Annotated in this window: 20 protein-coding genes; 18 read left to right on the top strand and 2 right to left on the bottom strand. The window is 45.5% G+C overall.

Annotated elements, in window-relative coordinates; genetic code table 11:
* Positions 1 to 31 precede the first annotated feature (31 nt).
* The 11 genes from DESACI_RS17670 (at position 32) to DESACI_RS17625 (ending at position 10,703) form a co-directional block, all read left to right on the top strand.
* Complete coding sequence (locus tag DESACI_RS17670; RefSeq protein WP_014828570.1) at positions 32 to 2,791, top strand: calcium-transporting P-type ATPase, PMR1-type; 2,760 nt, start codon at positions 32 to 34, stop codon at positions 2,789 to 2,791.
* A gap of 442 nt (positions 2,792 to 3,233) precedes the next feature.
* Complete coding sequence (gene dapF, locus DESACI_RS17665) at positions 3,234 to 4,079, top strand: diaminopimelate epimerase (protein WP_014828569.1); 846 nt, start codon at positions 3,234 to 3,236, stop codon at positions 4,077 to 4,079.
* 58 nt (positions 4,080 to 4,137) lie between these two features.
* Positions 4,138 to 4,419 (top strand): hypothetical protein, encoded by a 282-nt coding sequence (locus tag DESACI_RS24300; RefSeq protein WP_148271325.1) that lies wholly within the window; start codon positions 4,138 to 4,140, stop codon positions 4,417 to 4,419.
* Positions 4,409 to 5,287 carry a YicC/YloC family endoribonuclease gene (locus tag DESACI_RS17660; protein WP_041276127.1) on the top strand — a complete coding sequence of 293 codons (879 nt, stop codon included), beginning with the start codon at positions 4,409 to 4,411 and terminating at the stop codon, positions 5,285 to 5,287. Before DESACI_RS24300 ends, DESACI_RS17660 begins: the two co-directional genes overlap by 11 nt.
* Before the next feature lie 13 nt (positions 5,288 to 5,300).
* Positions 5,301 to 5,576, top strand: coding sequence for an extracellular matrix/biofilm regulator RemA (gene remA / locus DESACI_RS17655; RefSeq protein WP_014828567.1), 276 nt, complete (start codon positions 5,301 to 5,303; stop codon positions 5,574 to 5,576).
* A gap of 9 nt (positions 5,577 to 5,585) precedes the next feature.
* Complete coding sequence (gene gmk, locus DESACI_RS17650; RefSeq protein ID WP_014828566.1) at positions 5,586 to 6,191, top strand: guanylate kinase; 606 nt, start codon at positions 5,586 to 5,588, stop codon at positions 6,189 to 6,191.
* Positions 6,191 to 6,403 (top strand): DNA-directed RNA polymerase subunit omega, encoded by a 213-nt coding sequence (gene rpoZ / locus DESACI_RS17645; protein ID WP_014828565.1) that lies wholly within the window; start codon positions 6,191 to 6,193, stop codon positions 6,401 to 6,403. The genes gmk and rpoZ overlap by 1 nt, the downstream gene beginning before the upstream one ends.
* On the top strand, positions 6,397 to 7,605 hold the full coding sequence (gene coaBC / locus DESACI_RS17640) for a bifunctional phosphopantothenoylcysteine decarboxylase/phosphopantothenate--cysteine ligase CoaBC (RefSeq protein WP_014828564.1): 1,209 nt from the start codon (positions 6,397 to 6,399) through the stop codon (positions 7,603 to 7,605). Before rpoZ ends, coaBC begins: the two co-directional genes overlap by 7 nt.
* A gap of 7 nt (positions 7,606 to 7,612) precedes the next feature.
* Entirely contained in the window at positions 7,613 to 8,803 is a 1,191-nt protein-coding gene (metK, locus tag DESACI_RS17635) for a methionine adenosyltransferase (protein WP_014828563.1), read from the top strand.
* A gap of 239 nt (positions 8,804 to 9,042) precedes the next feature.
* Positions 9,043 to 10,290, top strand: a complete 1,248-nt coding sequence (locus tag DESACI_RS17630; protein WP_014828562.1) for a phenylacetate--CoA ligase family protein — start codon at positions 9,043 to 9,045, stop codon at positions 10,288 to 10,290.
* Between the two features lie 11 nt (positions 10,291 to 10,301).
* Positions 10,302 to 10,703, top strand: coding sequence for an ACT domain-containing protein (locus DESACI_RS17625; RefSeq protein ID WP_014828561.1), 402 nt, complete (start codon positions 10,302 to 10,304; stop codon positions 10,701 to 10,703).
* Positions 10,704 to 11,049: 346 nt separating this feature from the next.
* Here DESACI_RS17625 and DESACI_RS17620 read toward each other — a convergent pair whose 3' ends face one another.
* Both DESACI_RS17620 and DESACI_RS17615 read right to left on the bottom strand, forming a co-directional pair.
* Positions 11,050 to 11,598 (bottom strand): hypothetical protein, encoded by a 549-nt coding sequence (locus tag DESACI_RS17620; RefSeq protein WP_014828560.1) that lies wholly within the window; start codon positions 11,596 to 11,598, stop codon positions 11,050 to 11,052.
* A 291-nt stretch (positions 11,599 to 11,889) separates the two neighbouring features.
* Positions 11,890 to 13,116, bottom strand: coding sequence for a solute carrier family 23 protein (locus DESACI_RS17615; RefSeq protein ID WP_014828559.1), 1,227 nt, complete (start codon positions 13,114 to 13,116; stop codon positions 11,890 to 11,892).
* A 458-nt stretch (positions 13,117 to 13,574) separates the two neighbouring features.
* On the opposite strand from DESACI_RS17615, the gene priA reads away from it, so the two are divergent.
* From priA to DESACI_RS17580, 7 genes are all read left to right on the top strand, one after another.
* A complete protein-coding gene (priA, locus tag DESACI_RS17610) occupies positions 13,575 to 15,836 on the top strand; it encodes a replication restart helicase PriA (protein ID WP_014828558.1) in 2,262 nt (753 codons plus the stop codon).
* Positions 15,837 to 15,902: 66 nt separating this feature from the next.
* Entirely contained in the window at positions 15,903 to 16,355 is a 453-nt protein-coding gene (gene def / locus DESACI_RS17605; protein ID WP_014828557.1) for a peptide deformylase, read from the top strand.
* A gap of 110 nt (positions 16,356 to 16,465) precedes the next feature.
* Positions 16,466 to 17,425: a methionyl-tRNA formyltransferase gene (gene fmt, locus DESACI_RS17600; protein ID WP_014828556.1), complete on the top strand. Its 960-nt coding sequence runs from the start codon at positions 16,466 to 16,468 to the stop codon at positions 17,423 to 17,425.
* A 93-nt stretch (positions 17,426 to 17,518) separates the two neighbouring features.
* Positions 17,519 to 18,205, top strand: coding sequence for a zinc metallopeptidase (locus tag DESACI_RS17595; RefSeq protein ID WP_014828555.1), 687 nt, complete (start codon positions 17,519 to 17,521; stop codon positions 18,203 to 18,205).
* A complete protein-coding gene (gene rsmB, locus DESACI_RS17590) occupies positions 18,198 to 19,556 on the top strand; it encodes a 16S rRNA (cytosine(967)-C(5))-methyltransferase RsmB (RefSeq protein ID WP_014828554.1) in 1,359 nt (452 codons plus the stop codon). The genes DESACI_RS17595 and rsmB overlap by 8 nt, the downstream gene beginning before the upstream one ends.
* Before the next feature lie 164 nt (positions 19,557 to 19,720).
* A complete protein-coding gene (rlmN, locus tag DESACI_RS17585) occupies positions 19,721 to 20,812 on the top strand; it encodes a dual-specificity RNA methyltransferase RlmN (RefSeq protein ID WP_427846754.1) in 1,092 nt (363 codons plus the stop codon).
* Positions 20,790 to 21,590, top strand: coding sequence for an FhaA domain-containing protein (locus DESACI_RS17580; RefSeq protein ID WP_014828552.1), 801 nt, complete (start codon positions 20,790 to 20,792; stop codon positions 21,588 to 21,590). The genes rlmN and DESACI_RS17580 overlap by 23 nt, the downstream gene beginning before the upstream one ends.
* The last annotated feature ends 8 nt before the right edge of the window (positions 21,591 to 21,598 follow it).

The raw sequence follows: 21,598 nt of genomic DNA, 5'->3' as shown, positions 1-21,598 counted from the left end.
GTTTCAGTGGGCAAGAGGAGGAGATTAAGACATGCGGCAGCAGGCATGGCATGTACTGCCTTGGGTTGATGTGGCCGAGGTATTGAAAGTGCATCCGGGTAAAGGGTTAAATGTCAAAGAAGTCCAGAGACGATTAAATGAAGTGGGCAAAAATGTCCTGGCAGCTAAAAAAGGAGTTCATCCTGTTTTTCTCTTTCTGGGACAGTTCAAAGATTTTATGGTCCTGGTTTTGTTGGCTGCTACGGTAGTTTCAGGACTTTTGGGGGAAATAGCAGATGCTATCACAATTTTAACAATCCTAATTATCAATGCGATTTTGGGGTTTATTCAAGAATTTCGTGCCGAACGCTCTATGGAGTCTTTGCGTTCTCTCACTGCTCCTGAGGCACGGGTGCTGCGGGAAGGCGTTGAACAACGAATTCCGGCTTCCGAGCTGGTGCCGGGGGACATAGTACTTCTGGAAGCAGGAGATCGGATACCTGCCGATGTGCGCTGGATTCAGGCTATTAACATTCAAGTAGAAGAATCTGCTTTGACGGGAGAATCTCATCCCGTGGGCAAAAGTATCTCACCTCTAATTGATGAATTGACCCCCATGGCCGACCGGCGCAATATGGGCTATATGGGGACTTCTGTCGTCAACGGGCGAGGTGCCGGTGTTGTAGTGGCCACAGGTATGGATACAGAAATGGGCGTTATTGCGGGGATGATTCAAAGCGTAGAAGAGGAAGAAACCCCTTTGCAGAAACGTTTAGCGGAATTGGGAAAATGGTTGGTCCTCATTAGTATTCTTGTTTGTTTAGCCGTAGTGATTACAGGAATTTTACGGGGCGAAGATTTCTATAAGATGTTCTTCACGGGTGTATCCCTTGCCGTTGCAGCGATTCCCGAGGGCTTGCCGGCGATTGTTACTGTTGCTTTGGCGGTAGGTGTGCAGCGGATGGTCAATAGGCAGGCGATTATACGCAAACTCCCTGCAGTGGAAACGTTAGGTTGTGCCACGGTGATTTGTTCCGATAAAACCGGGACGTTAACTCAAAATGAAATGACTGTACGTCAAATTTATTCGGACGGCAGAAAAATAACGGTTTCCGGTCAGGGCTATGATCCTAAGGGGGATTTTTATGGTGCTGATCCTGAGAAGGAAAAAGATCCTCTGCATGAAGGCTTAAAAATTGCTGCCTTGTGCAACAATGCAATCTTGACGAAGAAGGGAGCTCAAGTTGCAGGACTTTTTCGCTCGAAGGGAAATGATGCTCCCTGGGGGATTGAAGGCGACCCCACTGAAGGAGCAATTTTGGTGGCGGCGGCTAAGGCGGGGATCTGGCGCGAGGTTTTGGAGCGGAAGGAAGAACGGATCGGAGAATTACCCTTTGATTCTGACCGTAAAAGAATGACCGTGGTCTATAAAACAAAGCATGGTCGTAAAGCCTATGTTAAGGGAGCTCCGGACAGAATCCTGCAGCTTTGTAAGCAGGAGTTAACATCTCAAGGTACTGTGGAGTTATCTTCTCAGCGCAGGCAAAGCATTATGCGGGCAAATGACGAGATGGCTCGGCACGCTCTCCGCGTCCTGGCTGTGGCGGAAAAACCCCTTGCGGAGAACGAGAGGCTCGATGAAGGGATTGAACAAGGTCTAACCTTCGTAGGTTTGTTGGGAATGATTGATCCTCCGCGTCCCAGTGCAATTAGAGCAATAAAATTATGCCGTCAGGCCGGTGTTAAGCCTGTTATGATCACGGGAGACCATCGGCTGACAGCAGAGGCCGTAGGTCGTGAACTGGGGATTTTAAGAGGGAAAGGCGGAGTTATCTCGGGAGAAGAGCTGGAGCGAATGTCCGATGAAGACCTCAGCCAGCGTGTTATGGATCTGTCCGTCTATGCCCGTGTTACTCCTAAGGACAAATTACGGATCGTACGTGCCTTTAAAAACCACGGTCAAGTGGTTGCTATGACCGGTGATGGCGTTAATGATGCTCCTGCGGTCAAAGAAGCGGATATCGGGGTTGCTATGGGTGTCACCGGAACCGATGTGACCAAGGAAGCGTCTTCCATGGTTCTGGGAGATGATAATTTTTCGACCATTGTCGCTGCCGTGGAAGAGGGGCGAGGAATTTATGATAATATCCGTAAGTTTATTCGTTACTTGCTCTCCTGTAATCTGGGAGAAGTTTTGACAATGTTTTTAGCAACCCTTGTAGGTTTGCCCCTTCCCCTCCTGCCAATTCAAATTCTCTGGGTGAATTTGGTTACAGATGGTTTGCCTGCGATGGCATTGGGAGTAGATGGAGCGGAGCCGGAAATTATGAGTCGTCCGCCGAGGATTCCCGGGGAAAGCATATTTGCCCGCGGTCTGGCTCGCAAAATCGGTATCAGGGGAACGTTAATAGGTCTTGGCACTCTTTCGGTTTTTGTGATCGGACTTTTTATGGGCGTCAATATGTTAGGGGCTCGAACCATGGCTTTCAGTACCCTAGTGTTTTCTCAATTATTTCATGTTTTCGATTGTCGCTCGGAAGAGCGCGGTATCTTTGAAGTTGGCCTTTTTTCTAACCCTTATCTGGTAGGAGCAGTCTTGGTTTCAACGATAATGCAGCTCAGTGTCATCTATCTTCCACCCTTGCAGGCAATTTTTAAAACCACAACCTTACAAAGCTGGCAATGGATTATTATAATTTGCGTAGCCGGTGGACCCTCAGTTCTGATAGGTTTAGTACGCCTTCTCAAGAACAGTTGGCAAGGTAAACCGTCGATAGCTAAAGGTGAACCGCCCCTGCCTACACTTCGTTAAGAGGTAGGGCTTCCGGCAAGCCCAAAATCCATGTCTCAAGTATATCTCGTTAGACACCTCACCCGATAGGAGTGAGTCCATCGTTTCGGAAAGGACGGCCTGTATGCATTTGCTGCATATAGGCCGGATTCATGGTTTCTACTAGAGAATGAGACTTAGATATTAATGTTAAAGGGTAAGTCCCAGATCTATCAAGTGAGCACTGAAATAATGATAGCTTGTAATCACTCGTGTATACTTAACATAACTGGTTGACCCGTTTTATCTTGCGTAGTATCCTTTAATAAGAAATTACGTAAACTATACTAAAACGTTTAGATGGAGATTACTCCATCTAAACGTTTTAGTCAGACTAATCAAAGGAGTCTATTCAAGTTATATTCGATATGTTTAAAGCGACTATAACATAAACAGCGAAAAATGTATGGGGGGAGCAAGTGCTATGGAATTTGTCAAAATGCATGGTCTGGGGAATGATTTTGTTTTCCTCGATCATTTTTCTCTTACACCGGAAAAACCGGTAGATTACCCGAAGCTGGCCCAGAAACTCTGCCACCGTCAATTTGGGATAGGGGGAGATGGGTTAATTGTAATTTTGCCATCAAAAGTAGCGGATGCCCGGATGCGTATCATAAATTCGGACGGATCCGAACCTGAAATGTGCGGTAACGGTATCCGTTGTTTTGCACGGTATGTCTATGACCGAGGAATTGTCTCCCAAAACCCGATGAGAGTGGAGACTCTGGCCGGAGTTTTAACCTTGGTACTTGATATTAAGGAAAGTGAGGTTCAGGGAGTTCGTGTCGATATGGGCGAACCTATTTTAAAAGCTGATCTTATTCCGGTTCTTAGCGAAGTCGAGCCGGTAGTCGAGCAGCCTCTTGAAGTCTTAGGGCAAACATTTCATTATACGGCCGTTTCCATGGGAAATCCCCACTGTGTCATTTTTGTCAATGATTATTCCGCTCTGGACTTTGAGCGTTTTGGTCCGGCAATTGAGAAACATCCCTTGTTCCCGCGTAAAACCAATGTAGAATTTATTCGCGTTGACTCCCCTAAGGAAATGACCATGAAAGTCTGGGAACGGGGTGCCGGACCAACGCTTGCCTGCGGGACAGGTGCTTGTGCATCCGCAGTTGCCGCTGTACTCAATAAGAAGACGGAACGTACTGTGACCGTTCATCTCCCGGGGGGAGACCTGTTGATAGAGTGGGGAGCCGACAATCATGTTTATATGACGGGACCTGCGGCTTATGTGTTTAAAGGAGAATGGCTGGGAGCTGAATAATCTGACAGACCGGTCGATTCTTTAGTTTGAATGTTGAACTACAGTAACTGCGTGCTTTTTGGGGCTCGCAGTTCTCTTTTTATTATCAGACATCCATCTCACGAAGCAGCTCCTCACAGCCGCTGGCCAAGGACGGCCGAGTGTCTCTGAAGCCAAGGATGGCGAGAAGAGACCGATGGGCGGAGGAGATTTTCGGGATTTTTTACTTAGGGAAAATGATTCCCAGATCTGTTATAATATAGTATGGGCAACGACCACACTTAGTTTAACGTGCCCGATTAAGCATAAAGGGGTGAACAGCCCGGTTGTATTGACTTACCGGGTGAAGTATGGCGTATAGCATGACGGGATTTGGACGAGGGGAAGCAAGCGGCAGCGGTTATCAGTTTTCTGTGGAGTTGAAGGCCGTCAATCATCGCTTCTTAGAAATTGTTGTTCGTTTACCGCGTAATTTTGTCGGGTTCGAAGAACGCGTCCGCAAAATTTTACAAGAAAAATTCAAACGTGGGCGGATAGAAGTACATATCAATATCGTGGAAACTGAAGGAAAAATGAGATTAGCGAAGGTTGACAAAGAATTGGCGCTGTCGTATGATAAGGCATTGAAGGATCTCGCTTCAGCTCTTCATACGGCCTATGATGCGGATATTTACCGATTAGTGGCTTTACCCGAGGTGCTTTCAGTTCAGGAACCGGAAGTCGAACCGGATACCTTGTGGAGTGAATGTGCAAAGGCACTCTTGAAAGCTGCCGAAGGTTTCGGGCAAATGCGCCGTGCTGAAGGAGAAAAGCTAACTGTCGATCTTTTGCAAAGATTAGATCAGCTGACAGAGCATATGCATCTAATTTCTGAACGCGCGCCTCATGTTGTGACCGAATATCAGGAGCGGCTACAGGAACGGATCCAAACCTTATTAGGCGGTGTAGAATTAGATCCTGTTCGCTTAGCAAATGAAGTTGCCTATTTTGCAGATCGCGCTTCAATTACAGAGGAACTGGTTCGTTTTGACAGCCATTTGGCTCAGAGTCGTGAGGCTCTGCGCAGCTATGATTCTGTTGGACGTAAACTGGACTTTTTGGTTCAAGAAATGAACCGCGAAATTAATACCATCGGTTCTAAAGCTAATGATTTGATTATCGGAAAACAGGTTGTCATTGTCAAAAGCGAACTTGAGAAAGTGCGCGAGCAGATTCAAAATTTAGAGTAATGGAGGATTCATTTTGGACATCAAGCTTATTAATATTGGTTTTGGCAATATAGTTTCTGCCAACCGAATTATCTCGATTGTAAGCCCGGAATCTGCCCCAATTAAGCGTATCATCCAAGAGGCACGTGATGCGGGTATGCTGATTGATGCGACTTACGGCCGGCGTACACGTGCTGTCATTATTTGTGACAGCCATCATGTGATTCTGTCTGCAGTGCAGCCGGAAACTGTGGCCCATCGCCTTTCAACCAAAGAGTCCAGCAATCATGTGGAAGATCCGGCGGATTAGGGGTGTAGCGTGGAAAAAAGTCATGGGTTATTAATTGTCCTTTCCGGACCTTCGGGTGCAGGGAAAGGAACCCTTTGTCAGGAATTGCTTCGCCAAATGCCTAATTTAAAATATTCTGTCTCGATGACCACCCGCTTACCGCGTCCCGGTGAAGTGGATGGAGTTCATTACTTTTTCCGCTCGCGGGAAGATGTCGAAGCAATGATCGCCAGAGACGAATTGTTGGAATGGGCTCAGTTTTGTGATAACTACTATGGGACACCAAGGTTCGCAGTAGAGCAAGCTATTGTGGACGGTCAGGATGTTATTTTAGAGATAGAAATCCAAGGTGCCTTACAAGTTAAAAAGCGTTTTCCTCAGGGAGTCTTTACCTTCATAGTTCCTCCTTCCCTCGCTGCGCTCTCAGAGCGGATACATAAACGGGGAACTGAGTCTGAGGAAGTTATTCAAAAGCGTTTAGCTACTGCTATACAGGAATTGGAGTATGTCAGTGAATATGACTACGTTGTGGTCAATGATGAAATTCCTGCGGCTGTTGATAAATTGAAGAGTATTATTATCGCTGAAAAATGTCGGGTCAAACGAAAACCGTTCGTTTTTAAGGAGGAATCCTAATGAAACAACCGTCACTTGATAAGTTGATGGAAAAAGTCGACAGTAAATATACATTAGTTATTGTAGTTGCCAAGCGGGCACGTTCGATTATGGAAGAAGGGAAGCATGAGGATTTGTCTAAGGGAGTTAAATCAGTCAGCATATCCCTTGAAGAGATTTCCAAATCAACCAGCAGCTATGAATGCATTCCTGATGAGCATTCAGCATGCTAGCAGGCAGAAAAATTCTGGTGGGAGTCAGCGGCGGTATCGCCGCTTATAAAACGGCTGACTTGGTAAGCCGCTTGAGAAAGCTTCATGCTGAAGTTCACGTGGTGATGACACAGTCAGCGACGGAATTTATAACCCCGCTGACCTTAAGGAGCTTGTCTGCTAATCCGGTCTATATTGACCTGTTTGAAGAACCGAAGGTATGGAACGTTGAACATATTGCCTTAGCAGAGTTAGCAGATGTCGTGATTGTCGCTCCGGCAACGGCAAATATTTTAGCCAAGATGGCAACCGGTTTAGCGGATGATTTTCTGTCCACGGTTTTGCTGGCGACTCGGGCGCCGATTTTTGCAGCTCCGGCGATGAACCATGCTATGTATCATCATCCGGCTACCCAGAGAAATCTTGCAATTCTTCAAGAACGAGGAATACGTCTGATTGGGCCTGATTCGGGTTTTCAAGCCTGCGGCACCGATGGAGACGGCCGCATGAGTCAACCCGAAGAGATCGTAGAGACGCTCCTCCGCTTTTTTCAGATAGGGAATTATTTAAAAGGAAAAAAAGCGCTTGTGACTGCGGGGGGAACTCAAGAACCATTAGATCCGGTGCGCTATCTTGGCAATCGAAGTTCCGGGCGGATGGGCTATGCCGTTGCCCAGGCTTTGCAAGAAGCCGGGGCTGAGACTATATTGGTCAGCGCCCCCACCGATTTGTCTGCTCCCCGGGGAGTTGCCCGTGTGTCCGTGCAAACTGCTTTGGAGATGCATGATGAGGTCTTGTCGCGCTTTGAAGACATGGATATTGTTGTCAAGGCTGCTGCCGTAGCCGATTATCGTCCTGCCATACAGGCCGAGCAGAAAATTAAAAAAGACGGGTCGGGGCGAATTATTGAATTGGTCCCCAATCCTGATATTCTAGCCGAACTTGGTCACAAGAAGAAATCCCAGGTTTTGATCGGTTTTGCTGCCGAGACAGAAAATCTTTTAATCTACGCTCAAGAAAAAATGAAGCGTAAGAATGTCGATCTTCTCGTGGCAAATGATGTTACAAAGCAGGGGGCAGGGTTTGGGAGTTCGACCAATATCGTTAGTTTTCTTTTTCCTGACGGAAGAAAAATAGATTTTCCTAAAATGAGCAAGCTTGAGGTTGCTCGACATCTCGTGAAAGAGATTGCTGACATCCTTGGGGTGAAAGTAAAGGAGTGATTTGCTGATGGCCAAAAGGTTATTTACCTCAGAGTCCGTAACTGAAGGGCATCCCGATAAGATTTGCGATCAGATATCGGATGCTATTTTGGATGCGATTTTTACTCAAGATCCTAATGCAAGGGTTGCTTGTGAAGCCATGGTTACTACAGGTTTAGTTCTTGTCAGTGGTGAAATCACAACATCCTGTTATGTGGATATTCCGCATGTTGTCCGCGAAACAGTACGGGAAGTGGGCTATACACGTGCTAAATATGGTTTTGATGCTGATACCTGTGCAGTTTTAACCTCCATCGGAGAACAATCGGCAGATATTGCCTTAGGTGTAAACCAAGCCTTGGAGTCAAAAACCGGGGAAATGTCGGATCTTGACATTGAAGCCATCGGTGCCGGTGACCAAGGAATGATGTTTGGCTATGCAACCAATGAGACTGAAAGCTATATGCCTGTACCCATTGACTTAGCTCATCGTTTGGCACGCCGTTTAACAGAAGTCCGTAAATCGGAATTTTTAAGTTATTTGCGCCCGGACGGCAAAACCCAAGTTACCGTAGAATACGATGGAGACAAGCCGGTTCGTGTTGATACCATCGTGATTTCTACCCAACACCATCCGGATGTCACCCAAGAACAAATTCGCCGGGATTTGCTCCAGCACGTAATTTATCCCACGGTCCCCAAGGAATTGCTTAATGAAGATACAAAATACTTTATTAATCCTACCGGACGTTTTGTTATTGGAGGACCACAAGGGGATTGTGGTTTAACAGGGCGGAAAATTATCGTAGATACCTATGGCGGCATGGCTCGCCATGGAGGAGGCGCTTTTTCCGGAAAGGATCCCACAAAGGTTGACCGTTCCGCCGCTTATGCGGCACGGTATGTGGCGAAAAACGTGGTAGCAGCCGGATTTGCAGACCGTTGTGAAATTCAGATCGCTTACGCCATCGGTGTAGCCCGTCCGGTCTCAGTTTCCGTTGAAACCTTCGGAACAGGAAAGCTGCCGGATGAGAAAATCGTTGAATTAGTGATGAAGACCTTTGATCTCCGCCCAGCGGGAATCATTAAAAATTTGGATCTTCGCCGCCCGATTTATCGCCAGACGGCTGCTTATGGGCATTTCGGCAGAACAGACCTTGACCTTCCCTGGGAAAGAACCGATAAAGTAGAAGCTTTAAAAAAGCTTGCCGGTTTATAAGTTAAATTCAGATTCTTTGAGAGGAGTTCCTATCATAATAATGAGAGGGACTCCTCTTTTTGATTTAACTCCATTGGAGACTAACAGGATGGCGAGAAGAGACGGTCTTGACGTGAGTTGGAGAATTGGGTATTATAAGGCAAACTGTATTATATCAGATAAGAAAAGAGGAGACAGTTATAGCAGTTGTAATTGTCTAAGAAAACTGCGAAAATACTAGGTAAAGAGGGATGGTAGAAATGGAACAACAATGGCTGGAAGGTTTGCGTAGAACGGTTGAGCGAGTGTTGCCGATTTCTTATTATCAAAGGAGATTTCGAGAACTGGGACTTCATTCTGCCGGGGATATTCGTACTCTTGGAGATTTCCAACGTATTCCGCTGACAACGAAAGAAGACTTGCGTCAAAATTACCCTTTTGGTCTTTTTGCTGAACCGATGGAAAATATTGTCCGGCTTCATGCGTCTTCCGGAACAACAGGTAAACCGACTGTTGTGGGGTATACTCATAATGACATCAAACTCTGGTCCCAGATCGTTGCCGACGAACTTCGAAGAGCGGGTGTTACCCCCAAAGATGTCGTCCAAATTGCCTATGGTTACGGATTATTTACTGGAGGAATGGGCTTGCATTACGGGTGTGAAGAACTGGGTGCGGTGGTAGTTCCCATTTCAGGCGGAAATACCGCTCGACAACTCATGCTGATGCGAGACTTTGGAACCACGGTCTTGGCCTGTACCCCCTCTTACGCCTTATATTTAGCGGAAAGCCTTGAGGAATCAGGGATTTCACGGGATGAACTGAAGCTAAGGATTGGGGTCTTTGGCGCCGAGCCTTGGACGGAAGGTATGAGAGAGCAGATTGAAGACCGTCTGGGAATAAAGGCCTATGATATTTATGGTTTAAGCGAAACCATGGGTCCGGGGGTAGCCATGGAGTGCCCGGCTCATGATGGCCTGCATATTGATGACCATTTTTATCCGGAGATATTGGATACTAACGGAAATCCGGTTGCGGAAGGCGTACAGGGAGAGCTGGTGATAACAAGTATAGATAAAGAAGGCTTTCCTGTTTTGCGTTATCGGACCAAAGATCTAACGACACTGCATTACGGTACTTGTTCCTGCGGAAAAACGGGGTGGAAAATGGACCGTGTTTCGGCACGAGTGGATGATATGCTGATTATTCGGGGGGTTAACGTCTTTCCCAGTCAAGTGGAAGAGGCGATTTTATCCGCGGGTGGGTTTGAGCCCCACTATTTGCTTGTTGTTGAACGAGCCGGGAATTTGGATCAATTGGAGATTCAGGTTGAGGTCAATGAGACGAGCTTCTTTGATGAAGTTCGAGAGTTAGAAGATCGACAGGAACGTTTGCAGCGAAAAATTGAAGAGATTCTGGGTATTTCTGTTCGTCTTCGTTTGGTAGAACCTAAAAGCATTCCTCGGAGTGAGGGGAAAGCTGTTCGTGTTATTGATAAGCGCAGATAGGAGGAGAACTTATGTTACAATTATCAATTTTTTTGGAAAATGCTAAAGGCCGCTTAGCTGAAGTTATTAGTCTTCTCGCGGAACTTAAGGTAAATATACGGGCACTGTCGCTGGCGGATACCAAGGATTTCGGGGTTTTGCGAATTATCGTGGATGACCCTGAACACACTACCGAAAAGCTGCGCGAACGTAAAGTCGTTGTCTCTTTAACCCAGGTCTGGGTTCTAAAAGTTCCTGACCGAACCGGCGGGCTTGCTGAGGTTTTGAACCAATTGGTGAAACATAATGTTATTGTTGAGTATATGTACGCTTTTGTGGAAAGAGAGAATGAGCAGGCTCGGGTTGTCATCAGGGCTCAGGATCAGGCGGTCATGGAAAAAGCCATGCGTGAACTTAATTTGCCGTTGCTGTGACACTTAAGATGAAAACAGATCTGGAAATATTAAAGCTTAGCATTTCTCTGGTGAAGGGGAATGCTAAGCTATTTTATACGATCAGAAAGTATAACCTTCGGTTAAATACTGCAAGAAGTTTTCTTCGGTGTCTGTAGAGCTCTTTTCCGAAGTTCTGAGGTTCGGCTTTAGCTGAAGGAGTTTTCTTGGTTCTCATAAGAAATGTCAGAAGTGATAAGTTTTATTTTAGAACTGAATATATTATTGCTCCAATTAAATTAGGTAATCCAAATAAATAGCTTACCTGCCCAACCTTGGTGAATACCCTCATACTTAGCAATCGAGCAGCTCGTAATTTCTAAAAACGCTATGGTGACAACGGTGTTAGTTGTACTGAATCTTTGGCCTTAAATGCCGTCTCAAATAATGCCTGCCATTTGTTCTCATTAAAAGTACGTGCCAGAGGGTTGACATTTTTCAATTGACCGCTAAAACTCTGAAATACTGCATCCCAACTTTGCTCTGCTTTCATGTAGTTCTCGTTTGTAGTATTTGATACACTGCCATTTTCCTTGAGTTCCTGTTTCATCCTTTCTAAGATGATAAACTGATATTGCAGCAGTGTTTCGGATTTTTTTATCGTATTTTCCTCGATAATGACATTGCCTTCGGGTAAAAGCTGCATGTTGAATAATTGTTGCTGAATATTCTTCAAGCCCTGATATTGTGAAGCGATGCCGTCTACTGTGTCTATCACCGAAGTATTGGACGTAGAGTTATGAATACTGTTTGCAAAATTTGAAGTTAATCTATACCAAGATGTATTTAAACGTTCCATTTTTATAGCCAAACTATAGACCAGGATTACATTGATTAAAACTGAAATCACAAGCGTCAGGGCCAACCATTTTTTCATAAATCGTTTTCCTCACTTTGATAAATTTTAAGTCAAGAGTTTCAGGTTTGCTCTAGTTATCCTAAAAACCACCCTGTCAGACACTTCTTGCTATAGAAGCATATGAAAAGTTTACACAGATCTTACTACAAGTAAGTTTCGCTATATTAGCATAAGTTTCCTCTTTATCCGGGATCATGACATAGACTTTTCCTCGGCCAAAGGTACCGGCCTATCAGGCTGCGGTTGGAATTCAATAAAAATAGCCTAGCAAGGTTTGTGTCCTTGCTAGGCTATTTTATATACAACAGGCTACTTGGCAGCTTGTTTAGTCTTATTTGAGACGTTGCCTGTTTCTTCCTTGAGAATAAGATTTAAGAAGATCCCTGCCAGAGTAGCAAACATGATTCCGTGATTAGGCTCTCCGATTCCGACAGCAAAGATCACTGCTGCAATAATAAGGTTTTTGTTTGATGAAAAATCAACTTTCGCTTCGATCAGCGTGCGGAGTCCGGCTGCGCCGATCATTCCGAATAATAGGACCACTACGCCGCCCATAACTGCGGTTGGAATGGACATGATCAATACCTGTAAGGGATTGAAGGTACTTAGAATAATGGCTGCGATAGCGGCAATCCAGAGATTCAAGGAGCTATATACCTTCGTAATCGCTAATACTCCAATATTTTCCGCATAGGTTGTGAGTGGAACTCCCCCGAATAAACTGGCTATGCCTGTTGCCAGGCCGTTTCCGAGGACAACCTTATCAAAACCGGGATCTTCGATGATATCTGTATGAGTAATGTTTCCTAGGATCATCATATGACCCAAATCTTCAATCAGAGTAATGAGAGCCAAGGGGGCGAACGTAAGAATAGCTGTTATATCTAAGTGAATTGCGCCAAAGCTTTGGAAAGGTAAGACAAAGGGCGTTTTGAAAGAGGCAACGATCTTGGCTGAATCAACCAATCCCATAAATCCAGCGAGTATATATCCTGCTACAATCGCTATAAGAACCGGTATGACTTTGGAAAACCCTTTACCATATACACTAATTAAGGCTGCTACTGCCAAGGTAAAGACGGCAATAATCCAATTTGAACTTGCCATTTGTACTGCGGTTGGGGTTAAACTTAAACCGATAATTGCGACGACACTTCCTGCAACAACAGGAGGAATGAGTTTATGAATCCACTTAGTGCCGAATAAACGAAGTATGCAGAAAATAAGAAGATATGCTATGCCTACTGATAAAACTCCGGCCATTGCGGAACCTAAATTATGCTGATCTTTAATAAATGCCGTCAAGCTCGCAATGAAGGCAAAAGATGAACCGAGATAAGCCGGAACTTTGCTGCGTGTCAAAAGTAAGAATACAATGGTACCGATACCAGAACAAAACAAGGCCGTCGCGGGATTCAATCCTACAAGAAAAGGTACAAGGATTGTCGAGCCCGTCATGGCGAACAAATGCTGAACCCCTAATGGTATGGCTCTTGTTAGTGGTAATCGTTCGTTTATTTGTACTTCATTCATCATCGTGTCATCCTCCTAATCTTACTTAATGCCTTTACAGGCATGTAAACTCTCGGGTTTACTCTGAAGGAATCTTCCTTACAGCCGGTAGTGTTTTTGCTTTGCTGATGAGAATCAACCTATGTTCTCGTACCTCCTCTTTTGCACTAAAAAACCTCCTCCCTGCCCGCAAGCAAGAAAGAGGTGTCCACGTTCAATCCATGGTCCGTCATTCCCTTCTTAGCCTCACGGGACTAATTTAAAGGTTAAGGGTTTCCGTTATTGCTAAGAGCATATCATAATTAACGGTAGTTTGACAAGGGTTTTCTGCAATCATTATTTTTCAAGGGTTGTCAAAGAAAAACCTAAGAAAACGTAAAAATCTTTTAATTATATTAGGAGCTAGTAATATGATAAAATAAGGGAGGTGTTCTTATAAAAATTAGAATTGAAGGAATTTATGAGGATTAGGAGTCGTCGTCATGTTACGATATGCAGAGGTCTTGTTGGATGTAGCTAACCGACGCTTTGATCAAAGTTATCACTATCTTGTTCCGGAGCACTTTGTAGCAATAGAAATCGGGATGAGAGTACTTGTTAATCTCCAAAATCGCAAGGTTCAGGGACTTGTTGTCGGAGTGAGCACTGAATTACCGGAAGAACTCGAGGGAAAAACGCTTAAACCGGTTTTAGAAATCATCGACGCACATAGTCTTGTGCCCACTGAGCTCATCGAATTGGCAGACTGGCTGGCGAAAACAACTCTCTGCTCTAAGGCGCAAAGCTTACATACAGTTTGGCCGCTACTCAAGGGTAAGATGGAAAAGAAGGTAATTCTTCTCGCTTCCCCGGATGATTTGGATGTTAAAGCTCTGCGCTGGCTTGATGAAGATGCTTTTCGGGCTATTGAAGTGCTTGCCCGGACACGGAAGAAAGAAATTTCCCGCAGCGTTTTTTTAAAACGAGCAGGAATTAGCGAAGAGACTTTTGATCTGTTGGTTCAAAAAGGTTTTGTAAGACAAGAGCATTCCTTTATGACAATGGGAGCAAAGGGAAGAAGACGGGAAGCGACAGTGCCTAGTTCTCAAGAGCTCAAGGAAAGAACCTATAAATTGTCATTGGAACAGGAAGCTGTTGTGAATGATGTCAAGATTTCTTTGGAAACAGGTTCATTTCAAACCTTCTTATTGCACGGAGTTACCGGAAGCGGAAAAACTGAAGTCTACCGGGAACTCATTGCTCACGTACTTTCTCAGGGCGGAGATGCGATTCTGCTGGTTCCGGAAATCTCGCTGACTGCTCAGATGGCTCGCTATTTCGAAACTCAATTCCGCGACAAGGTGATTATTTTGCATTCCGGATTGGGAGCAAAAGAAAAAGCCCTATCCTGGGAAGAAATATTAAGTGGAGACAAACGAATTGTGATCGGTGCACGCTCAGCCGTGTTTGCTCCCTTGGCCAATTTGCGGCTCGTTATTTTGGACGAGGAGCATGACGGTGCTTATAAGCAAGATGAGAATCCCAAATATCATGCTCGGGAGGTTGCTCGTAAAAGGATGGAGCAGGTGGGCGGGGTGGTTTTATTGGGAAGTGCGACGCCTTCTTTAGAAGCCTATGCGGCAGCTAAAGCAGGGAAAATTCGTTTGTTAACCATGACACGGCGTATAGGGAACAGTTTCTTGCCTCCCGTTGAAATTGTAGATATGCGCAAGGAACTGATGCAGGGAAATCGCAGTATGTTTTCTAGAGTCTTGCTGCAAAAACTTCGGGAACGATTGGAATTGGGAGAGCAGACCATGCTTTTCTTAAACCGGAGAGGTTATTCCACCTTTGTTGTCTGCCGGGAATGCGGCTATGTGGTAAACTGCCCAAACTGTGATGTGGCTCTAACCTATCACAGTCAAGGACAGTCCATGCGCTGCCACTATTGTGATCATAAAGAGCAGCCGCCATTGACGTGCCCTCATTGCGGGAGCCGCTATATCCGATTTTTCGGCCAAGGTACTCAAAGGGTTGAAGAGGAACTTCAAGGATTATTGCCGGAAGCGTCGATTCTGCGGTTAGATTTTGATACAACACGAAACCATGCAGCGCATACAACTATTTTAGAGAGTTTTCGCCAGCAAAAAGCGTCAATTCTTGTAGGAACCCAAATGATGGCCAAAGGATTGGATTTTCCCAATGTGACCTTAGTGGGGGTTATAGCCGCCGATCAAATGCTGAACATGCCGGATTTCAGAGCCAAAGAGCGGACTTTTCAGCTCTTGACGCAAGTTGCCGGCAGGGCGGGACGAAGTGTGAAGCCGGGCGAAGTAGTGATTCAAACCTATTCTCCCGGAGACAGCGCTATCGAAAAGGCTGCTCACCATGATTTCGAAGGTTTTTTTTGGGAAGAGATTCGCTATCGCAAAGGGCGCAAATATCCTCCCTTTACGCATATCATTCGCGTTTTGCTGCTTCATGAAAAAGAGGAACGAGTTATCTTAGGGGCCAATAGCTTGGGGGCTTGCTTGAGGGGAAGAATGCAAGATCCTAAATTTGGAAATACTGATTTAGATATCCTTGGGCCGGCTCAAGCTGTTATGGCCAGAGTGAAAAACCAATGGCGGTGGCAAATATCGGTTCGTGGGATCATTATTGAGGAACTGAGAGAACTTGTACATCAGGGAATTCAAGATTTTTTCAAAAGTTCGGCGAGCAATGGTATTATATTAAATATCGAGGCAGACCCGCTGACGAATTAAGGTTTATGGTTAATTATTGATCAAGATAGACAGAAATAAGTTTCTTGGAAGAAAGGGGTATTAATCATGGCAGTTTATCAGATTGTTGAAATTGGTGCAGATATATTACGGGAGAAAGCAAAAGAGGTCAAAGAGATTAATCCTTCAATTATTAAGCTTTTGGATAACATGGTTGATACGATGATAGCCGCAGACGGGGTGGGTTTAGCAGCACCACAGATAGGAGTTTCCAAGAGAGTCGTGGTGGTTAAAGTAGGGGACGTTTTGCTTGAACTGGTTAATCCAGTAATCTTGGAAAAAGAGGGAGAATCTCTTGCCGAGGAAGGCTGTCTCAGCGTTCCCGATATGACAGGGGATGTTGTGCGGGCGGCGAAAGTTCATGTTCAGGGATTAAATCGGGAAGGAAAAATGGTGGATATTCATGCTGACCGTTTGATGGCCCGGGCCTTGCAGCATGAGATCGATCATCTTGAAGGAATTTTGTTTGTTGATTTAGCTAAAAAGACCTATCGAAAATAAGTCAAGGCTGTACAGGTCTGTCGGATACGCAGACACATCAGCTTGCAAAATTGAAATGATATAACATAGAAGGTTTCGAGTCTCGAACTTCTCTAAAAAGGAGAATTGGTATGCGTATTGTTTTCATGGGAACACCTGATTTTGCCGTACCTTCTCTGCGGGCCCTGGCCGGTCATGGACATGAGATTGTGGGGGTCTTCACTCAACCGGATCGCCCGGCAGGCCGCGGGAAAAAGTTGAAACCCAGCCCAGTAAAATCTGCGGCTGAAGAATTAAATCTGCCGATTTTCCAACCTGCTAAGATTAAGACACCTGAGGGTATCCAATGTTTGCGTGAGTTAGCTCCGGAATGTATTATTGTCGTCGCTTACGGGCAGCTTCTCTCCAAGGAGATTTTAGACTTGCCTTCCAGAGGATGCATTAATGTACATGCCTCCCTGCTTCCTTCTTATCGCGGAGCGGCCCCCATTCATTGGGCAATTATCAACGGCGAAGAGTATACCGGTGTAACGACGATGCTCATGGATGAAGGGCTGGATACCGGAGATATGTTATTGAAACGTGAAATTAAAATTTCCCAAAAAGATACTATGGGAGAAATTCATGATAAATTAGCGCTTCTGGGAGGAGAGTTATTGATTCAAACGCTGCGGGAGTTAGAACAAGGTACTCTAACCGCCACAGCCCAATCAGGAAAATCCAATTATGCACCCCTTCTGAATCGCGACCATGAACGAATTGACTGGACTCGATCAGCTGTTGAACTGCATAACCAAATCAGAGGCTTAAATCCTTGGCCTGGTGCTTTCGCGTTATTTCGAGAGGAGCAATTTAAGGTCTGGCGGAGCACAGTATTCTCTGGGCAAAGGGCGGCGGAGAAAGAAAACTCATTTCAGGGTTCGAACGCTGAGGTGGGCCAAATTCTCGAGGTGTTGGAAGAAGGGCTGCTTGTTCAAACGGGAGATGGCCTTCTCTGGATTGCAGAGGTGCAGCCCGCAGGTAAGCGTCCTATGTCCGCGCGGGATTTTCTGAATGGAAGGCACGGTCAGGCGGGAGAAAAGTTCACTTAAACGAACTTACCGGGAGTTTGTTCTTTAGTTCTTTAGCTTAACGAGTTCACTCTTCCTTAGATCCTGTACTTAGAATAAAAAGGAGGTTAAGCTATGTTCTGGGATCCTACAATGGTTCTTTTGATTCCGGCGATTCTATTGTCACTCTATGCACAATATAAAATATCATCAGCATATAACCACTACTCTAAAATCCGAGCTCAGTCAGGACTTACCGGCGCTCAAGCCGCAAGAGCACTCTTAAATAGCAGAGGGCTATACGATGTCAATGTGGAGGCTATTCGGGGAAACCTTTCAGATCACTATGATCCCCGTACAAGAGTTATTAGTTTGAGTGAGGACGTGTATTATGGGAATTCTCTGGCTTCAGTAGCGGTTGCGGCTCATGAAACGGGGCATGCCCTACAGCATTCCTCAGGATATGTACCTTTACAGCTCAGGTCATCCTTTGTCCCGGCAGCCAATTTTGGCAGCGGGGCCGGACCGCTGTTAATTCTCGTCGGATTGTTTATGCCTAGCTTCGGCTGGCTGCTGCAGTTGGGAATCTTGTTTTTTTCCTTGGCTGTTCTATTTCAATTAATTACTTTGCCGGTGGAATTTAACGCCAGCCACAGGGCGTTAGGTCTCTTGCAGGAAGGAAGATTACTGGGAAGTGATGAAGTCCGCGGCGCTCGTTCTGTTTTAAATGCCGCTGCCTTGACCTATGTCGCCGCGGCATTAGCAGCGGTGCTCCAGTTGGCACGCTTTATCATCATTGCCCAGGGTAGAAGGGATGACTAGAGAAACAGCGCGCGGGATGGCTGCCCAAATTCTGACCCGTGTTGAGGTTGAAGGGGCTTATGCCAATCTTTTACTACAGAGAACCCTTGCTAAATTGTCAGACCCGCGGGAACGTCAATTTATTACGCTCTTGGTGAATGGGGTTTTGAAGAATAAGTTAACCTTGGATTATGCCTTACGTCTTCATTTAAGCAAGCCCATGTCAGCCCTTCCTCATGAAATTCGGGCTATTCTGCGAATCGGAGCTTTCCAACTTCTCTTTGTAGATAGGGTTCCTATGGCCGTCGCCGTCAATGAAAGTGTGGAGTTGGCCAAATCCTTTCCTAAATTTACGGGCTTAGTAAACGTTGTTCTGCGCAAGGTATTGGCTAATGGCTGGAATATTTCCTGGCCGGATGCCAAACGGGAAACGGTTCGTTATCTTTCTGTTCGTTATTCTCATCCTGAATGGATGATTCAGCGCTGGCTGAAACGGTGGGGAAAGGATGAGACTGAAGCGTTATGCCTGATCAATAATGAACCCGCTCAGACTTGGATCAGAACCAATACTCTCAAAATTTCACGCCAGGATTTAGCGGACCGGCTTATGGGAACTGGAGTTTTGGTTGAATTCGGAGAACGAGTCCCTGAAAGTTTGCGGATTCAAAATTTCGGCGCTATAGAAGGTTTGGAAGCTTTTAAAGCGGGCTATTTTACAGTCCAAGACGAAAGTTCTCAATTAATCGCTCATGTCGTTTCGCCCGAAGCAGGTCAGCGGGTTCTGGACGCCTGCAGCGCCCCGGGCGGCAAAACGACCCATCTGGCCCAAATGATGAAGGATGAGGGAGTTATCGTTGCCTTTGATGTCCATACTCATAAGTTAGAGCTCATTGAACAATTGGCGCAGCGGTTAGGGATAACCTGCATTGAAACTCGTTTAGGTGATGCCCGGGATTTGACGGGGATAGAACCCTGTTCTCAGCAACGGGTTTTGGTGGATGCACCTTGTTCCGGTTTGGGTGTGCTGCGGCGAAGATCAGACCTGCGCTGGCAGAAAGCGGAAGGGGACATTCAGGATTTGCCGGTTCTTCAACTTGCTATTTTAGAACGTGCCGCCTCCTGTGTAGACGTTGGAGGAGATTTAATTTATTCCACCTGTACCATTGAACCGGAGGAAAACTTTGAATTAATCAAGAAGTTTCGCTCAGCTCATCCTGAGTTTGAGCCTGTGAACTTAGCTGATGCGCTGCCCTTTAAACTTGAGGATCCTAGGGATCTTCAACAAGCTAAAAAAGGAATGCTTCAGCTTTTACCCCAGCGTCACGGCACAGATGGATTTTTTATAGCAAAATTTCATCGTACCGGTTCGTGAGATAACCCCATGGAGTATTTGATCCTGAGTTTTTATGAGCATTATTTAGAGAGTGGGGACCACTCCCACATATTAAAGTGGGAATTCATGGTTAGATAAATTGAAAGGTCGTTATGTTAAGTTTTCTTATGAGTGAAGTTTAACTGGAACGAATTGGGTGAATAATAACTATTATGGAAATGTACGATTTGCGAAGCTGCACCGAAGAAATACTGCAGACAGTTTGCGGGGAACTTGGTCTAAAACGCTTTCGGGCAGCTCAGTTATTCCACTGGGTGCAACAAAAGGCAGTGCGTTCTTGGGATGAAATCGCAAATGTTGGCAAGGGAGATCTCAAGCTGATATCCTCCCGTTTGAGTTTTCATCCGCCGGAACTGTTGAAAGAGCGGAGGTCAGTCGATGGAACTCGAAAATATCTGTTTCGTCTTCATGACGGGGAAATGATCGAATGCGTTTTGATGGATTATGCTCGAGAACAATCGAGAGACAGGCATACGGTATGTGTCTCCACCCAGGTTGGCTGTGCGGTGGGATGCGCCTTCTGTGCTACGGGAATGGAGGGCTTCCGCAGAAACTTAACCAGTGGAGAGATTGTAGGCCAAGTTTTGGATATAACGTACTTTATCCGGCGGGAAGATCCTGATTTTCAAGTGACGAACATTGTCTTTATGGGAATGGGTGAACCCCTGTTAAATTATGAGGAAGTGCTTGGGGCGATTAAGCTTATGAATCAGGAGAAGGGATTAAATATCGGAATGCGGCGCATGACTATCTCAACAAGTGGTGTCGTTCCCCAAATCCTCCAATTAGCGCAGGAAAATCCTCAGGTTGGACTGGCCGTTTCCTTGCATGCTGCTAATGATAGGGCAAGAAGTGATTTGGTTCCTATGAATCGGCGGTATTCCTTGGCTCAGCTCATGGAAGCATGCCGGGAATACTCCCGTATTACGCGAAGACGAGTAACCTTTGAGGTAGCGTTGACCGATGATAATGCCAATCAAACTGAAGCAGAAGATTTCGTACGATTATTAAAAGGCCAATTAGGCCATGTTAATTTGATTCCCGTTAATCCGGTAACAGGAACAGGGATGAAACGTCCTGATCTTGAAAAGCTAAAAACGTTTGCTCGAGTGTTGGAAGCCGGAGGAATTTCCGTATCCGTGCGGGAAGAGCGCGGGACGGATATTGAAGCAGCCTGTGGTCAACTTCGGCGACAGTGGAGGGAGGGTAACCATGAGCCTATTAGCTCGATTTGAAGGAATGGCTGAATTTCTATTTACGGGGGCTTTTAAAAAAGGGGGAGCCAGACTTCAACCGGTTGAACTGGCAAAAGAACTGGTGAAAGCTATGTTCAGGCATAAACAGATCAGTATTTCTCAAGTATATGTGCCGAATATTTACCGGGTCTATCTCCATTCCAGTGATTGGGGCCCTTTAGCAAGTTTTGGAGAAGTTTTTTTAATTGAGCTTTCCAAGTATTTATACTCTGAGGCTACACGTGAAGGATATACCTTCTTGTCTAAACCAGCTATTGAACTGCATTCTGATGATACCGTTCAACCCAGAGAAATGATTGTTGAGGTGGATTTTGACGATTCTATTGAAGTAGACTGGGAAGATGAAGAGGAAAACGAAAATGAGTTTCAGAAAGAATCGAATTGGCGAGAAAACACGACCATTTTCCGAGAAAGTGTCACGACAAACTCCAGGGAAGCAGACAGTCCAGGAAGGATTTCCGATTATTTTCTCGAAATTATTGAGGGACCGGATAAAGGTCAATCGTTTAAATTAGGGGATCATGATGTGTTTATTGGCCGTCATGGGCAATGTGACATTGTGCTCCATGATCCCGAGGTTTCCAGGCGGCATTTAAAGATCACGCCAGGGCAGAACGGATGGTGGCTCGATGATTTGGGGAGCACCAATGGTTCTTTTGTCAATGGGCAAAGAATTACACATCAGACGGTGGCTCCAGGCGATCGAATTCAGATGGGGTTAAGCCTTCTCGTTATTCAAAAAGTACCTCTGCCGTAATTTTGGAG

This window comes from Desulfosporosinus acidiphilus SJ4, from assembly GCF_000255115.2.
Classification (GTDB): Bacteria; Bacillota; Desulfitobacteriia; order Desulfitobacteriales; family Desulfitobacteriaceae; genus Desulfosporosinus; species Desulfosporosinus acidiphilus.
This window is presented reverse-complemented; position numbering and strand designations above follow the sequence as displayed.

Coding starts and splice junctions, on each gene's coding strand:
- fmt (WP_014828556.1), top strand. CDS start 16,466: ATGCGTATTGTTTTCATGGGAACACCTGATTTTGCCGTACCTTCTCTG.
- DESACI_RS17595 (WP_014828555.1), top strand. CDS start 17,519: ATGTTCTGGGATCCTACAATGGTTCTTTTGATTCCGGCGATTCTATTG.
- rsmB (WP_014828554.1), top strand. CDS start 18,198: ATGACTAGAGAAACAGCGCGCGGGATGGCTGCCCAAATTCTGACCCGT.
- dapF (WP_014828569.1), top strand. CDS start 3,234: ATGGAATTTGTCAAAATGCATGGTCTGGGGAATGATTTTGTTTTCCTC.
- priA (WP_014828558.1), top strand. CDS start 13,575: ATGTTACGATATGCAGAGGTCTTGTTGGATGTAGCTAACCGACGCTTT.
- coaBC (WP_014828564.1), top strand. CDS start 6,397: ATGCTAGCAGGCAGAAAAATTCTGGTGGGAGTCAGCGGCGGTATCGCC.
- DESACI_RS17670 (WP_014828570.1), top strand. CDS start 32: ATGCGGCAGCAGGCATGGCATGTACTGCCTTGGGTTGATGTGGCCGAG.
- DESACI_RS17615 (WP_014828559.1), bottom strand. CDS start 13,116: ATGATGAATGAAGTACAAATAAACGAACGATTACCACTAACAAGAGCC.
- metK (WP_014828563.1), top strand. CDS start 7,613: ATGGCCAAAAGGTTATTTACCTCAGAGTCCGTAACTGAAGGGCATCCC.
- DESACI_RS17580 (WP_014828552.1), top strand. CDS start 20,790: ATGAGCCTATTAGCTCGATTTGAAGGAATGGCTGAATTTCTATTTACG.
- DESACI_RS17625 (WP_014828561.1), top strand. CDS start 10,302: ATGTTACAATTATCAATTTTTTTGGAAAATGCTAAAGGCCGCTTAGCT.
- rpoZ (WP_014828565.1), top strand. CDS start 6,191: ATGAAACAACCGTCACTTGATAAGTTGATGGAAAAAGTCGACAGTAAA.
- def (WP_014828557.1), top strand. CDS start 15,903: ATGGCAGTTTATCAGATTGTTGAAATTGGTGCAGATATATTACGGGAG.
- DESACI_RS17620 (WP_014828560.1), bottom strand. CDS start 11,598: ATGAAAAAATGGTTGGCCCTGACGCTTGTGATTTCAGTTTTAATCAAT.
- DESACI_RS17630 (WP_014828562.1), top strand. CDS start 9,043: ATGGAACAACAATGGCTGGAAGGTTTGCGTAGAACGGTTGAGCGAGTG.
- DESACI_RS17660 (WP_041276127.1), top strand. CDS start 4,409: ATGGCGTATAGCATGACGGGATTTGGACGAGGGGAAGCAAGCGGCAGC.